Origin of the sequence: Bradyrhizobium sp. 190, from assembly GCF_023073415.1 — a bacterium.
In the GTDB taxonomy this organism is placed as follows: domain Bacteria; phylum Pseudomonadota; class Alphaproteobacteria; order Rhizobiales; family Xanthobacteraceae; genus Bradyrhizobium.
Genome location: NZ_JADPJL010000059.1, coordinates 21,277 through 37,282, shown reverse-complemented (window position 1 = coordinate 37,282; position 16,006 = coordinate 21,277). Strand labels below are relative to the sequence as shown.

Annotated in this window: 6 protein-coding genes and 4 pseudogenes; 5 read left to right on the top strand and 5 right to left on the bottom strand. The window is 58.9% G+C overall.

Going from position 1 to position 16,006, the window contains the following annotated elements:
* Positions 1-87: 87 nt before the first annotated feature.
* Positions 88-309: pseudogene (locus IVB22_RS27380) on the top strand (hypothetical protein); the annotation flags it as partial.
* A gap of 278 nt (positions 310-587) precedes the next feature.
* Here the strand turns inward: IVB22_RS27380 and IVB22_RS27375 are convergent.
* From IVB22_RS27375 to IVB22_RS27365, 3 genes and pseudogenes are all read right to left on the bottom strand, one after another.
* Positions 588-776 (bottom strand): annotated as a pseudogene (locus IVB22_RS27375) (biotin synthase); the annotation flags it as partial.
* Between the two features lie 586 nt (positions 777-1,362).
* A complete protein-coding gene (locus tag IVB22_RS27370) occupies positions 1,363-1,818 on the bottom strand; it encodes a hypothetical protein (protein WP_247520338.1) in 456 nt (151 codons plus the stop codon).
* 3,307 nt (positions 1,819-5,125) lie between these two features.
* Positions 5,126-5,611, bottom strand: a complete 486-nt coding sequence (locus IVB22_RS27365; RefSeq protein ID WP_247520337.1) for a hypothetical protein — start codon at positions 5,609-5,611, stop codon at positions 5,126-5,128.
* A 171-nt stretch (positions 5,612-5,782) separates the two neighbouring features.
* Between IVB22_RS27365 and gmd the strand changes: the two genes are divergently transcribed.
* From gmd to IVB22_RS27345, 4 genes are all read left to right on the top strand, one after another.
* On the top strand, positions 5,783-6,868 hold the full coding sequence (gmd, locus tag IVB22_RS27360; RefSeq protein WP_247520336.1) for a GDP-mannose 4,6-dehydratase: 1,086 nt from the start codon (positions 5,783-5,785) through the stop codon (positions 6,866-6,868).
* Positions 6,849-7,805 (top strand): GDP-L-fucose synthase, encoded by a 957-nt coding sequence (locus IVB22_RS27355; protein WP_276576921.1) that lies wholly within the window; start codon positions 6,849-6,851, stop codon positions 7,803-7,805. The genes gmd and IVB22_RS27355 overlap by 20 nt, the downstream gene beginning before the upstream one ends.
* A 238-nt stretch (positions 7,806-8,043) precedes the next feature.
* Positions 8,044-9,870, top strand: coding sequence for a glutamine--fructose-6-phosphate transaminase (isomerizing) (gene glmS, locus IVB22_RS27350; RefSeq protein WP_247520335.1), 1,827 nt, complete (start codon positions 8,044-8,046; stop codon positions 9,868-9,870).
* 985 nt (positions 9,871-10,855) lie between these two features.
* Positions 10,856-12,205 (top strand): MFS transporter, encoded by a 1,350-nt coding sequence (locus IVB22_RS27345; protein ID WP_247520334.1) that lies wholly within the window; start codon positions 10,856-10,858, stop codon positions 12,203-12,205.
* A 571-nt stretch (positions 12,206-12,776) separates the two neighbouring features.
* Here the strand turns inward: IVB22_RS27345 and IVB22_RS27340 are convergent.
* Positions 12,777-13,642 (bottom strand): annotated as a pseudogene (locus IVB22_RS27340) (nitrogen fixation protein FixA).
* Between the two features lie 411 nt (positions 13,643-14,053).
* Positions 14,054-15,809: pseudogene (gene nifA, locus IVB22_RS27335) on the bottom strand (nif-specific transcriptional activator NifA).
* Positions 15,810-16,006 lie beyond the last annotated feature (197 nt).

Here is a 16,006-nt window from a genome sequence, read left to right as displayed (position 1 = left end):
ACAACTGTCCGCGATTTAGCGGAATCCCTGTCCCGGAATTACTGAAATCGCTGTCCGCGAATTACCGAAATCGGTGTCCGGGAATTGCCGAAACACGCAAGCAGCGAACTCCTGTCCAAGCTTCAGGCAGAAAACCCCGGGGTCTACCCGCGCAAAGTACTCCGAACCCTTCAACGTCGTCTCAAATTGTGGCGCAGCGAGCAAGCAAGCGCACTGGTGTTTGGCTCCGGGGAAAACGCGGCACAAAGCGATGTGATTGTCACATCACCGGAAAGTCCCCCGCTGCTCGACGGAGCGTCGGTAGTCTAAGGTAGACCGGTGATCGACCGTGCTCAAGGCTGGCGCGATGCGCCACCGCCTTCGGCGGCTGGCGGCCTTGACCACGCCCGATCACCGGTCAGTTGGCTTGGCAAGCGCTCGGTCGAGGACCGAGCGCGACATCGGCGCGCTCGTAATGACGACCAGTTGTGAGACTGGCCTCTTCGCTCCCCTCGCTAAGGAGCAAAATAGATGAGGCAACAAGAGGTCTCTCGGGAACATCGCTAGATGCGGCAATACGGGCTTCCCACCCAGATTGTCGCGCTATATCCGCCGGTCTTGATGCTGAGCAGGCTTGCGGTTTCGACGTGGTTTGGGTCACAATTGCCGCGATGAACGGTCTGGGCCTGAAATAGGAGCTCGGCAAACGGCTGCGCGTAAACCCCTTCCGCCTCGGCACGTTCCCAGTCGCGTCGGACCGGCGCGCCGTTGCGGCCGCTATTGCCTTCGACTTCCACAGCACCCCCAAGATTTTCGCTCGATCATACAGACGACACCGTCGTGCGTAGCTCCGCAAAGCAACACTCTTGCCCGATATTGACGAGAAATATCGCCGAGTTGCGCGGGCATGGCGCTCATATCAGGTTAATCGCCGCCCCCTCATGCAGGATTTTCTCGCAGGGTCGAGGCAAGCGCAACAACGCTCCTCGACGCGCCTCACTCAGGTAACTAGCCTACGCGTACGGTATTTGCGCCCCGTAGGAGCCTCTCCTGATACAAATGTATTTGGCCGCGCCGTGTATAACGGATCGACGGATCTGCTCACCTGGCCGATTCCTCGATGGTGTGGTTATGCGCGTCACATTCCGCACAATAAACGGTGGCCCGGACGAGCCGACTCTGCGAGCGTTGCCTCTCGCCGCCTTCAGAAGCGCAGCGGGTTGGGCTCTGGGGCGCAGAGTAGCGGCCCGCGCGCCCTTGGCGGGCCTGTGGCCACCTAAGCTCGCTCGCCGCTGCGCTCGTCGCCCCTGGCTGTGGAGCAACTCCGCTGGACTCTCGATCACGTCGCCGCCGCCCGACTTGGCATCGACGCGGCGAGATCCGCTAAGACGTCGCACTCATCTGCGCAAACAGAATTGCCGCTTCAGACGGCCCGAGCCCGACGATGCCCACGAAGGCTGCCGGAGGCATCGGAATGACCTGACGGGTCGGCCTCCAGAGATGCAGGCAGTAGCGACTATTGTTCACATACTGCGAATGAGGAGGATGCAGCTGCATCACGCATTCCTCTTCATCCCAAAACATATCTTTGGCGAGGGACATCTCCTCCCAGTTTGGAGATCGCCGTGGCGTCGACACAGAGACATGCTCCCATCCGGGACGGACGAAGCCGACGATCTTGAGTTGGCAGCCACAAGGCCCCTGCACGAAGAAGAGACCGGAAGGACCAGACCCCGGTGCGGTGGCGAATCGGCCATCGCGGACGCGCCCCGCTTCGAGTCTTTCTACACTTTGCTTCCTCATGCGTCCTCCTTCTTCTTTTGGCCGATAGAGTTGCATCCGGCACCACTCGTGTTGTCCGACTCGTACATCGAACGGCTGGTACCCTGGCATCGGCAGCCCCAACTACTGCTGATCATCTGCACCGAACTTACTTGGATGAAGAACATCGGTTCTGTCCGCATCGTTCACCGGGGAGTTCTCTTGGGTTTGTCTTTCGACATCTGATCTCTCTTCAATTTTCTCGTCATTCGCGCCTTCGTTGCGAACTTGGCCTCATGCAGACAATCTGCGCAGACATCTACGATGGCTTGTCTTAGCAAGCCGTGCCAGCAGGAGCTTCTGCTCGCCTCTTCGCCTAAACAAGTCCGCAACGTATGGCGTTGAGCTAACCGTGCTTGGTGCAAGATGCCGGAATTCGACTGAAACGCCTCACAGCCAAAATGGCGGCGGAAGCCAATTCGCGTGGCATGATCCGGCGAACCGGCTACTTTGTCACCTAAACAAACGTCGCTGGCTTCAGCACATGATGCAAAGCGACGCCAATGCCTCGCCAGTTCATCGAGCGAGAGGCTTTTAATTCGACGATCTGACGGTGGGCTTTCATCTCATTCCTTCTCATGTCTAGCGGGTTAGCCGGCTTGCCGCCTGAGACACCGTCAATGCGTCATCTATGTGGCCGGCCACAGTGACTCAGAATGGATTCATGGTCAGAGGCTCGGACGCGCGGACCGCACTCGTTCAGCAGCCTCGCTCATTGGGCTTACCGCATGACGCAGTTTCGCAGTTCAGCCCTAGCGGGCTGTGAGCTCCAACGGAGAGACACCCGCGCCGCGGTCACAACGCGTTGACGATCGGTGCAGCCGTCCGCTCCGGTGGCGATCAGAACTGCCCGTCAACCTCATTTCTTTGCCGCCCCTCCGCGAGGCGAGCCAGTTTATCATATTCCTCAGCGACCTTGAGGAGCCTGCATCTGGATGTGTCGTCCTCGAGCGACTCCGCTTTTCTGCGCGTCGCTTCAGCACGGCCTCGCCAATGTTTGGCGTCTGATAACAGCTTTTTTTGCTTCATGCGGAAGACGATGCAATTTTTAGATCAAGAAAATGCGACACATGCCCTACGTAAGATCCCGTAGGCTGGCTTTCGCAAAAGCACCTCATTTGCCCCGTTATCTGCCGACCGCTCTGTTAATGTCTGAGATGCGACAAGCCGCTCGCAGCAAGCGCGGCGAGGCGCGCGAAATGCGCGACTCTCGACATTAGGGCTTGAATCGTACGTAGCGTCAGATTGTATCTTACAGCTGGCGAGCGTGCTTGGCCGTACAACAGCTTCCGGGCGACACAATTTTGAGTGTGTCATTTGGCGCCCAGATTGCAGAACGCCCGCGTAGTCCCGGGACGCCGCAGTGAGGCCGCCTCGGCGAATCATTGCAGCGTGTTTGCTCACGCAGAGGTCGCCGTCCGGAGATCGGGGCCTCGCAGCTCAGAGTAGAATGGAAGTTGGAGGCCATACTCATCTTACGTAGCCGTGATGCGGCCGCGGCGAACCTGCAATAGCTTGCTCACGCCGAAACAGGTAGCTGTAGGCATACACGGTCGCGAGCATTCTCGCCAGAGATGCGTCAACTGGTCGCTCATGCCGGAGCCCCCTTCGGGTGCCTGGATTGCCTCCGTCGCCGCCTCCATCATGTTTCTCGTATCCAAAGACGGGCAACACGGCCCCCGGAGTAGCAATGACTTCTGCAGCTTTGGCTACCAAGCAGTCGTTCAACTGATGGCCATGGAGCGCGCGAGGTCAGACCACAAGGAAATCTCGATCTATGCTCTGTCCGAAATGTCACACAGATAACTGGTGCGAGATTGCAATGCACGATCCCTGGAGCGGCCGACCAGTGATCAATTGCAATACTTGCGGTGAGTATGCCGACTACGATTGCCTCCAGCGCAAAACAGCGCACGCGATCATCGCAGCTACCTTGGCCTGTAACGTGAGCATAGAGGACGAGCGCGATCCGCGGGCGGTTGCTGACAGGATTTTGGATGCGCTGGAGAATGCCGGCCTAACAATCGCTCGCGCCTCAAGATGAATGGGAGGAACGCCGATCGGCGCCGCTACGAGGCCCCGCCCGCCCATCAGAGAGCATGGCCAGCTGCGCCGCTCGTTCCAACAGCCATTTGATTGCCTGCAAAACCGCCGTCTTTCCTCCGGCCGATCTGGAGTTGCAGTCGCCATAGCAACTCTTTGATACCAACAACGATTGTAGCAAACGCGCCAATCTGGACCCAAGCCGCGATGCTCTCAACGGGACCAGGGCTGAGTACCGCTTAGGCGCGGGCTTCCAACGTATGACGCCCGGCAGATCTTCCCACAAGTATCGAACCCGCGATGATCAACCCGGCGTGGCCTGCACCTGACGGCGCCTTTCGAGGTCCATAGTTCAAAGTTATCTAGAACGGCGAAGTCACTGTTGGGTGCCTTGACGGGAGCTTGTCATTGACCAGATTAACGCGCTGCCGATTGATCTCGTTTCCTATTCTGCTCAGCCGCCGCGGCACCGACAACTCCCGGGAAGCAGCCCCATTGTGATGGTGACAGCGGGAGAGCTCGGCTGGATAGACAAAGCCAATTCGCACAGACTCGAGAGAGCATTCCAGCCATGGACGATTGATTCAGGCGCCGAGGCAGCTCCTATCCACACATTTGAAGTAAACTTGATTGATTCGCTTGGTCACTCGTGGCCCGCGACGAACAGCCTCACAGCTGGGCGTAGCTATGCGCGCACACTTGAGCGGACCCGAGCTGCGCGTTCCGCAGACGACGAATACCGAAAGCCAACTGCCTTGGTGAAGCGCCTCCCGCCCTCCTCGCCTTGCGGCTGGCTCCTGGCGAACGAATACGAGTTCGACATATTCACGCGATAAGCCTGCAGGGGGGATTGAACCGTACGTAGCGTCAGATTGTAGAGTGCCCAGCTAGGGAGAACCACTGTTCGGTCGCTTCAGAATTCCTGTGCTAAAGCGGAGCAGGACGATCGCTTGCGATGAGAGGTCTTCTGCCAAAGCGGCTGAGGATCGCGCTCACTGCGAAGAACGCTGTTTCTGTCCTGTGCACGCAGATCGCCGAGCCGTATGAAGACAAGATCGCCCGCATGTAAGAAGGACCACTCCAGCCTTGGAGGCTTCGAAATACGTTTGCGGGCACTGAGTGCCCAACCAGCCGCCGCGAGATTGATGCGGTATCCCGGAGCGGTCATGTGAGAGGACCCGATGGATCCAACAGGGTCTTGCTCGTCGATCACTGTGAGGGCCAATGCCGGGCCATTGTTGGCTTTAAGAATGGCGATCCTGGAACCGCCAGATGCTTTTCGTTACTGAATTCGTCGTCCGGGGCACATGACGACACTGATCGTCGCGATAATCCCCTTGAGGTCCCATATAGCACTGGCCTCATTCATGCAACGTTTTTCTGTGAACTCAAACAGCACAGTGTCAATATGCGCGCCTTCACTTTTGCTTGCCAGGTCACCAACTTGATTGTCCGAAATGGATCGATGATGATAAGTACTGCGCGACAGAGAACGAATTTCAATGCTTTGTTTGCCCGGCTTGCTCGCGGTTGCACTGGATGAACAGCAAGACTGGAAAGCTCTTAGGCAAGGACACGAAATGAGGGAAACTCGCTGGCTCAACGCGCGAGTTGACCACGCAGGGACTGCGGAACGCTTCTCGGCCAAATGGGTCTGCTTACCTCCCATCCGCGCCGCAATTTCATTGGTCGCACCACGCAATAGAGAAACGCCTGACGAAGGCCGAACGAAATCTTCCGGACTACAAACTTTCGTATAGTCCTTCAAAACCCTTTCGATGTGGAAGGTTTACCTCCGTACAGTTGAGCGATCGATGCAATGCCTATACAGAGTCCAGAACTCGGCAGTTCGAGAGCGTGACGCTTCCGCACTCGAAGAGGCCAGACGCGATTGACGTCGTCGATCGGGGACCGACATTAGCCTGCGCAGAGCAACGATTTGTCAAACCAAGAGAGCAAACGGCGGGTCGCTCTAATCACCGGCGTGACTGGACAGGACGGCGCCTATCTCGCCGAACATCTGCTGTCGCTCGGCTATGTCGTGCACGGCATCAAGCGGCGCTCGTCCTCGTTCAACACTGCGCGGGTCGACCATCTCTACCAGGACCCGCATCTCGGGGACGTGCCGTTCCTGATGCACTACGGCGACATGACGGACTCGACCAATCTGATCCGCCTGGTGCAGCAGATCCGGCCGACCGAGATCTACAATCTCGCCGCCCAGAGCCATGTCGCCGTCAGTTTCGAGAGCCCCGAATACACCGCCAATGCCGATGGGATCGGCGTACTGCGGCTGCTCGAGGCGATCCGCATCCTCGGCATGGAGAAGGAGACCCGGTTCTACCAGGCCTCGACCTCCGAGCTCTACGGCCTCGTTCAGGAGATCCCGCAGAAGGAGACCACGCCGTTCTATCCGCGCTCGCCTTATGGCGTGGCGAAGCTCTACGGCTACTGGATCACGGTGAACTACCGCGAAGCCTACGGCATATTCGCCAGTAACGGCATCCTGTTCAACCATGAGAGCCCGATCCGCGGCGAGACCTTCGTCACCCGCAAGATCACGCGCGGCGTTGCGCGTATCGAGGTCGGCCTCGAACAGACGCTCTATCTCGGCAACCTCTCGGCCAGGCGCGACTGGGGCCATGCCAGGGACTATGTCGAGGGCATGCACATGATCCTCCAGGCCGACAAGCCCGACGACTTCGTGCTGGCGACCGGCGAGATGCGCTCGGTGCGCGAGATGGTCGAGCTGTCCTTTGCGCAGGTTGGCCGCCGCATCGAATGGCGCGGCGCCGGCGTCGACGAGATCGGCATCGATGCCAAGAGCGGCAAGACGGTGGTGAAGATCGACCCGACCTATTTCCGTCCGACTGAGGTCGATCTCCTCGTCGGCGACGCCAGCAAGGCGCATCAGGAGCTCGGCTGGAAGCCGAAGCGAACCTTTGCCCAGCTCGTCGAGGAGATGATGGCAAGCGATCTGGCGGAAGCAAAACGGGAGGCGGCCCATGGCAAGCGCACCGTTTGAGCTGAAGGGCAAAAGCGTATACGTCGCAGGTCATCGCGGCATGGTCGGCAGCGCGATTGCGCGCCGGCTCGCGCGGGAGGACGTGCAGCTCGTCACGGTCGACCGGCGCGAGGTCGATCTCTGCAACCAGGCCGCCGTGTTCGACTGGTTCGCGAAAATGCGGCCGCAGGTGATCTTCCTCGCCGCCGCAAAAGTCGGCGGCATCGTCGCCAACGACACGCTGCGCGCCGAGTTCATCTACGACAACATCGCGATTGCCGCGAACGTGATTCAGGCCGCGCATCAAAATGGCGCCGAAAAGCTGATGTTTTTGGGCTCGTCCTGCATCTATCCGAAGCTGGCCCCACAGCCGCTGCGCGAGGATTCGGTGCTATCAGGCCCGCTCGAGCCGACCAACGAGCCCTATGCGATCGCCAAGATCGCCGGCATCAAGATGGCGGAAGCTTATCGCAGCCAGTACGGTAGCGACTTCATCAGCGTGATGCCGACCAATCTCTATGGCCGCGGCGACAATTATCATCCCCAATTGAGCCATGTCGTTGCCGCGCTGATCCGCCGCTTCCACGAGGCGAAGGTCGCGGGCGCAAAGAGTGTCGCCGTGTGGGGCACCGGCACGCCGCGGCGCGAGTTCCTCTATGTCGACGACATGGCGGATGCCTGCGTGCACCTGATGAAGACCTATTCGGGACCGGAGCTGATCAATATCGGCACCGGCGACGACATCACCATCGCCGAGTTCGCGCGGGTCGTGGCAGAGGTCGTCGGTTACGGCGGCGAGATCACTTTCGACACCTCGCGCCCCGACGGCACGCCGCGCAAGCTGCTCGACGTCAGCCGTCTCGCAAGCCTCGGCTGGCGCGCGAGGACATGGCTTGTAGATGGAATGCGGCAGACCTACCAGGCCTTCTTGGCCGTATCGGGTCATCGGACAAAATGAGAGACTCATGCAGCTGCTAACTGCTGACGGCGCTCATTGTGCGATTGCCAGAAAGTTGCTTTAGGATCTTCCGGCGAATTCGACAGGGCTCCACGTGTTGCTTGGAGCTCGCGCACCTCCGGGTGACGCGTGCCCGATGGAGGGCAGGTACGGCTAGACTGGCCGATAACTATAGCGAGCGAATTGGTCAGGCGCCTTGCGGGACGCTCTGTTTTGAACTTGAGGTAAACTGATTAGCATGTGCGGAATTGTCGGCATCTTGGGGCGCGGTCCGGTCGCGGATCGTCTCATCGATTCACTGAAGCGACTGGAATATCGCGGCTACGACTCAGCGGGCATCGGAACGCTCAAAGGAAACCAAATCGAGCTTCGACGCGCCGAGGGCAAGCTGAGGAACCTTGAGACACGCGTTCGCTGCCATCCGCTCTCAGGCCATGTCGGGATTGGGCACACGCGCTGGGCTACTCATGGCAAGCCGACGGAGCACAATGCTCATCCGCATGCAACGGACAATGTTGCAGTCGTCCATAACGGCATAATCGAGAATTTCCGCGAGCTGCGCGCGGAGCTAAAACAGCATGGCGCCTGTTTCGCCTCTGAAACAGACACCGAGGTGGTGACGCATCTCATCGACTTTTATCTGAAAAATGGCTGCTCGCCGCAGGAGGCAGTAAAAGCGTCGCTGCCGCGGCTAGTCGGCGCGTTTGCGCTTGCAATCCTGTTCAAGGGTCAACACGACCTCATGATCGGTGCGCGCAAGGGCTCACCACTCGCGATCGGGCATGGCGAAGGCGAAATGTATCTCGGATCGGATGCTATCGCGCTCGCGCCCCTTACCGGCTTGATCACCTACCTTGAGGACGGCGATTGGGCTGTGCTCAACCGCAACTTCAGCGTGGTTTACGACGCACAAGGCACAGTTGTCCGCCGGGAGGTGGTGAATTCTGGCGCGTCGTCGGTTCTCGTCGACAAAGCAAACTACCGCCACTTCATGGCGAAGGAAATCCACGAACAGCCAGAGGTGATCGGGCAGACGCTGGCGCATTACGTCGATATCGCCACCGAGAGCGTGGCACTGCCGCAGGAGCTTCCGTTCGACTTCAACGAGATCGGACATATCTCGATCACGGCTTGCGGTACGGCAGGCTACGCCGGCCATATCGGCAAATACTGGTTCGAGCGGCTGGCTCGTATTCCGGTCGAGCTCGATGTCGCCTCCGAATTTCGGTATCGTGAGGCGCCGATGCGCAAGGGAGATCTTGCTATCTTCATCTCACAGTCCGGCGAGACGGCCGATACGCTGGCCGCGCTCCGCTATGCCAAATCGCAAGGCCTGCATACCTTCTCGATCGTGAACGTACTGAGTTCGACCATTGCGCGCGAAAGCGGGACAGTGTTGCAGACGCTCGCCGGTCCTGAAATCGGCGTTGCCTCGACCAAGGCGTTCACATGCCAGCTGGTCGTCCTGGCGGCGCTTGCGGTCGCTGCTGGCAAGGCGCGCGGTGAATTGCCGGAGAGCGACGAGGTCGATCTCGTGCGAGCGCTGATCGAAATTCCCCGGCTAGTTACAGCGGCGCTTGCCAGCGAGCCGCAGATCGAGAAGCTCGCACGCGACATCGCCAAATCGCGTGACGTGCTATATCTTGGTCGCGGCACGTCGTTTCCACTGGCCCTGGAGGGGGCACTGAAGCTGAAGGAGATCTCCTATATTCACGCCGAGGGCTATGCGGCCGGAGAGCTCAAGCACGGCCCGATCGCCTTGATCGACGAGAGCGTTCCCGTAATCGTCATTGCTCCCTGCGACCGGGTGTTCGAAAAGACCATCTCGAACATGCAGGAGGTCGCTGCACGCGGCGGCAAGATTATTTTGATAACGGACGCTCGGGGAGCCGCAGAGGTATCCATGGATTCACTCGCGACGATTGTGCTGCCGGAGATGGGTACGACATTTACGTCGATTGTCTATGCGATTCCGGTGCAGCTTCTGGCCTACCACACGGCCATCCTGATGGGCACGGACGTCGACCAACCCCGAAATCTCGCGAAATCGGTAACCGTCGAATAAGGCAAGGTGACGCGACCTGGAATTGTCGTGGTCAGATTCCGAATGCGCACAAGCCTCGGTCAGATCGAATTACGATGTGCCGCCCGGCTCCTGGCGCGATGCCACCGCATGGTTTGTGCCGGTTCATAGCCCTTGCTTACGGAGGCTGAGACTCATGTGCAAAATCTACGGCCAATCAGGTTGCGAGGCTGGCGTGGCGTTGCCTCCGGCAAGCAAGCAGTCGCGTATGGCTCATCACCGCATTCCGATTGCTTGGACCTGGTCATAATTCGTGACAAACATCAGGTTTTTCATACGGCGTGGAAGCCAGATGAACCTGTTCGATTGATCCAAACGAATGCCCGTTATCGCTGAGGAGGCCCGCTATGTTCCTCCCCCTCAGCGCGGGTTTTGGACCGCATTAGGACCGCAGCGCCCCTCGAAGTACGACGCGCGCCTCGCTTCGAAGGACAACGTGGCACTTGCCGAGCATGGCGATCGGCGCTATCGGACGGGCTCGATCGCCCGCACGCTCACCAAGTCTTTTCCGTCAAATCTCAGGTTACTTGAGCAATATCGAGGCCAAATCGCTGGATATGGGGTGAGATGCTAACGCAGCTCGGCCCCAATCGCAGGCTCGCGAGCTGCTCTAGCACGACATCTCACGGAGCTCTTCCCTGCCGCTCGTATGCCATGCATCTCGTCCTTCCTTTTCATTGCATGTCAGTGCACTCGATGAGAATTCGGCCACGCCACAGACAACAACCTTGTCACCGAGAATTGCCCGAAGTTTCAGTAGCTTGAGAGTCACTCCTGCGGCGCGAGCGGAATAACGCCCGAAAAACTATGCGAGTTTGCGGCAATTGCCGAAAATATGCCGGAAACGTCAGGCGCTTACGGGTTGGTCGATAGTGCCCTGATGGCAGATTCGCGGCCATGAAACTGCACTCGGCTGGCGTGAGATTTTCTCCGGAACCGGCCATTTCAAACCGAGAGGAAACTCGCCATGTCACCAGCGTCCATCGCGCACGCGTCAAATGCCAAATCGCGCATTGGCGCCATCTTACGTGCGACGAGCGGCAACTTCCTCGAGCAGTTCGACTTCTTCTTGTTCGGGTTCTACGCCAGTGCCATCGGAAACGCGTTCTTTCCATCAGGAAGCGAAACCGCTTCACTGCTTAACACCTTCGGTGTGTTCTGGCTGGGTGCCTTGATGCGACCTGTTGGCGCGATTGTGCTTGGAGCCTATATTGACCAGATTGGCCGTCGGCAAGGCCTGATCATCACGCTTTCGATCATGGCTATTGGCACCGTCATCATCGCCTTTTGTCCCGGCTATGCAACGATCGGCATTGCCGCACCCGCGATCGTGCTGTTCGGACGGCTGTTGCAGGGCTTTTCTGCCGGCGTTGAGGTTGGCGGCGTTTCCGTCTACCTCTCCGAGATTGCCACTCCGGGCAACCGCGGCTTTTACACATCGTTTCAGTCCTCGAGCCAGCAGGTTGCGATCTTTGTCGCGGCTCTTATCGGATATTTTTTGAGCGAAGCACTTCCGGCCGAAATGGTTGCCGCCTGGGGCTGGCGGATCCCATTCTTCCTTGGCTGCTTGATCGTTCCGCTTATCTTCTTCCTGCGCCGGACGCTGGAGGAAACTCCGGAGTTTCTGGTCATGAAGACCCACCCAACGGCCCGCGAGGTCTTCGCCTCCACAGTTGCGAACTGGCGCATTGTCATCCTCGGCATGATGATCGCGATGCTGACGACCACGACCTTCTATTTCGTCACAGTGTACACGCCTACGTTCGGCAAGCACGTATTGCAGCTGTCCTCGCAGAACACGCTCTTGGTGACGCTTTTGGTCGCCGTGACGAACTTCATCTGGAACCCAATCGGCGGCGCGATTTCTGACAGAATCGGTCGGAAGCCGGTCTTGCTGACCATTGCCGGCCTTGCCTTGGTGACTGTATATCCGGCGTTGTCTTGGCTTGTGACCGACCCAAGCTTTGGCAAGATGCTGGTAGTGGAGATGATGTTCTCGTTCTACTTTGGCACCTATAGCGGCGCCATGTTGGGCGCTTTGGTCGAAATCGTGCCGAAGCACGTTCGCACAACCTGCTTTTCTTTGGCCTTCGCACTCGCCGCAGCTCTCTTTGGCACCTTTACGCCGCTCGCATCGACTTGGCTGATCGATCGGACCGACGACAAGGCTTCGCCGGGTTTCTGGTTGATGTTTGCGGCTTTGCTCGGCATTATCGCCGCACTCACCATTTATCCAGGAAACACCAAGAGAGTTGCGAAGCTGTCGCGACCTGAGCGGTCTAACCGGGCCGTAAGCGCGCAATTTACCACGCATTAGCAGCGCGCCCACGGGGACCTTCACGTCCAAGACTGAACTGAACGGGGTGCGTGGCGGTCCTTGCGGTGATCTCACGGTGGTCCGCGTGCCACTCTGCGGGTCACGGTTCTTCCTATGCGATATCGAGCAGTATCGGGACGAGCCGTCGCTGATGTCGACCGGGAATGGCTGAGCACTATCGCCACGCTCGATTCGTTCTGTGGTCGAGCGGCGCGATGATAATGCTCGCACTTTGCGGTTACGTGAAACACGGCAGATCTCGCTCGAGGGAGATACATCCCTCGCGCGAGCTCCACGTACGCTGCCAAGCACACTTAACGGGCACATCTTGAGGCTGCATGAATTCCCCAGTGGACCGGTGTATCCCAGCTCGCCAAACCTTAGCGTAACGAGACGGTCTGGTATGTTGACCCGAAACCGGCCTCTCGGCGCTCAGATAGGCAAGTTGAATGCTCACCCTCCCTAGGGAGAGCGGTCGAAAAGCTTGAATCGTGCCTGGTGCACCGAGCGACGGGCCAATGCATGACCACGGACCCAGGCGATCGCTGGCTCCGCTCGATCAGCCGCGACTTCACGGACCGCTAGTTTGCGCGGATGAGGTACCGCGCGCAAGCTGTGCGAGCTCCGTCTCGAGCGTAGGGTTGCGCTTGAACATGGCGTCGATCAACGCTTGCGCCGGCTGCTCGGCCGCTTCCACCCACGTCGCCTTCTCCGCTCGTGCGGAGGGCGCGAAGACACGCTTGACGACGGTCGGCGACCCCCTCAGACCGCATTTGGCCATGTCATCCACGCCGGCAGTTTGAGCGCTCCATTTTACGACTGAGGCACGGGCCGCACGCAAGGCATCGATCATTGCACCGCGGCGAATTTGATTGCTTGCCTCTAACATGCTGACGAGACAAGGAAGCTTGGAACGCAGCACCTGGACTCCTCCTTCGCAGCGCCGTTCCGCATCGATCGTGCGTACTTTGAAGTCCAACGCTTGATTGTGGAAACATAAGTAAGCTGCTGGACCCCCGAGCCTCTTTGCAATGCCAGGTCCCACCTGCGCCGTATCGCCGTCGATAGTCTGCTTGCCAGTGAATATGACGTCTGGTGGGCCATATTCCTTCCCGATATTGCGAATCGCGCACGCCAGCGCGTAACTCGTCGCCAGCGTATCGGAGCCCGCGAAACTACGATCAGTGAGCAGGACAGCACGATCGGCACCAACTGTCAGCGCCTTTCGGAGAGATTCTTCGGCCGACGGCGGCCCCATTGTCAGACCAGTTATTTCGCCGCCGAACTTGTCTCGTAGCTCGAGCGCAGCTTCCAGTGCGAAGAGATCATATGGGTTGATGATTGTCGGCACGCCTGACGCATGATCGTATTCGTGACAGGATGCACGCGGATTTGTGCGGAGTCGGGGACCTGTTTGATGCAGACGATGCTGTGCATATGCTTCTCCTAAGATGTTGAGCAGGCTCCCCACGAATAGCAACTGTCATACCACCCCAGGCATTTCGCCGGTGAGGGACGAATGCGATGGCTGGCGACTGACGGTGAGACCGTTGTCGGGACTGCGACGGGCTGCGCAAAGCGGACGTGCTCTCTCTCTGATCTGAGTCGCGGCAGAAACGGCGCGGCCGCGATCTTGCGCTAGTTCGACACCTAATCATTTCTCATAGGGCGAATACATTGCAAGCAGACGATGACCAGCACCCGGCTGACGCGAAGAGGGCTTACGCTTCCCGGCATTGCCACCCCCAAGCAGAGCACATCGGTTTCGTATCCGCTTCATGGACCAGAGTGCGCACGCTCTCCTACCGCGCCCGGGCGAGCGAGAGAGACGCGAGCCCGACTTTTTATTCAGAAGCGCTTGATCTCGAGACCGTGCCTTCTCAAGGCATAGCCAATCTGGCGCGGCGTCAGTCCAGGCAGGCGCGCCGCCTTGGCCTGGACCCACTCGGACCTTTCCATCGCCGCGATTACGCGCTCGCGATCTGTGACCTTGGCGGCACCTATGATAGGTCGGCCGGGTGGCTCTAGCGGCGTCAGTTCGCTACCGACCGGCTGAACGTGTGCCACAGCTTGTGTTGGCGGCATGCTCAGCCTGGCGGGGAATGAGATTATCGGGCTCGGCTGTCGCGCCACTTGCTCCGGCCCGCACTTCCATAGCGTGGCCGACAGGCATTGCCCGTGGCAGCAGGCAAAATCGTCTCTTACGATCGACGATCCATGCGCCAGGGTCGCGGTCCGCTGCACACAGTTCTCCAGCTCGCGGACATTACCGGGAAATCCACAATTCATGAGGACGTCAATCGCACTTGAATCGAAGACCAAAGCACGGCCGTTCTCATTGTTGAAGTTCTTCAAAAATCGAGCGGCGAGAAGCGGAATATCAGTGCGTCTTTCGCGCAGCGGCGGCAGTAGCAGAGGAACCACGCTGATGCGATAATAGAGATCGGCACGAAACTCCTTCCTTGCCACCGCCTCTTCAAGATTCTTATTCGTGGCTGCAATCACGCGGACGTCGACTTTGATCGTCTGATTGCCGCCGACCCGCTCGAACTCCTGCTCCTGAAGCACGCGCAGGAGCTTCGCCTGGAACGACGCCGAGATCTCTCCAATCTCGTCCAGAAACAAACGTTCCCTTGTCGGCGAGCTCGAAGCGACCCTTGCGCGCGTTGAATGCGCCCGTAAACGCCCCCTTCTCGTGACCGAACAATTCGGATTCCAGCACCGTCTCGGTGAGGGCTGCGCAATTCAGCTTGATAAAGGGGCGTTTGGCGCGCGCTGAATGCTCGTGAATAGCCTTCGCGACCAGCTCTTTGCCCGTACCCGATTCGCCGCGCACCAGAACGGTGCTATTCGATTTTGCGATCAGCTCGATCTTCTCAAGCAACGCGCGCAGCGCCGGGCTGTCGCCGATAATTCCCTCGATTTGGACCTTCTTACGCTCCCGCCCATGAGGCTTGAGCTCCGACAGCTGCTTCTGCGGCCGGAAGTCCTCGTCCATAAGCCGCCCGCGATCGCGCGCAAAAACGCAATGCAGCTTCGCCGTCTGGCCCAGAAGGCTTGCGACCATCGTCAGCAGGCGGAGGTCGTCCTCGAGCTGCGCATGCGTCCCGTTGTCGGCGATGCGGTCGATGCTCAGCGTACCCACAACTTTCTCGTCAATGTCTATGGGAACGCCGATGAACGCAACACGCGTATTACCGGCGGCATCTAGCATCTCGACGTCCGAAGAACTGAAGATCGAATGCAGCGCTACGTTCTCGACGATGAGCGGCCGCCCCGTCGCCACAATTTGATCAGTTGCTCCTTGCGGCAAGCGCACCCCGCAACGCGCGTCGCGCCCTTCGCTCCGACCGTCGTCTACGATGATCTCGGGCACCCCGTCATGATCGAACAGACATACGATGCCGCGCCGCATCTGCACGAGCGATGGCAGACGCTCGATGACGCTCGCCAGCTTGGCTTCGAGCCGGCATAGGCCGGTGAGCGTGTGCGCTATTTCAAAGATCGTGCTTAGCGATTTCTCTTGCGACCGCAGAATACAAGCGGAAGGGTCCGCGTCGGAGGTTGAGTTTGGTTTTTCGCGCAGGGAAACGCTGTCCAGCATAATGACTTCTTCGTTCCTTTCTTGATCCTCCCCATCACCTCGATCGGACTTGTTGGACTCGTGTTGCATGCCTGCCTCGATCTGACATCCAGTTCTCAGGGCGGGGCGAGAGATGACGCCTCTTCATGGCACGTCGGCAGCACTTACGGTGACTAGATTTGCCGCTTTATTCTTTCCAACTCGCTGCGCGGATTCGC

What these genes read in the sequence shown, in the direction of transcription:
- IVB22_RS27345 (WP_247520334.1), top strand. Translation starts at nt 10,856, where the DNA reads ATGTCACCAGCGTCCATCGCGCACGCGTCAAATGCCAAATCGCGCATT.
- IVB22_RS27355 (WP_276576921.1), top strand. Translation starts at nt 6,849, where the DNA reads ATGGCAAGCGCACCGTTTGAGCTGAAGGGCAAAAGCGTATACGTCGCA.
- glmS (WP_247520335.1), top strand. Translation starts at nt 8,044, where the DNA reads ATGTGCGGAATTGTCGGCATCTTGGGGCGCGGTCCGGTCGCGGATCGT.
- IVB22_RS27370 (WP_247520338.1), bottom strand. Translation starts at nt 1,818, where the DNA reads ATGCAACTCTATCGGCCAAAAGAAGAAGGAGGACGCATGAGGAAGCAA.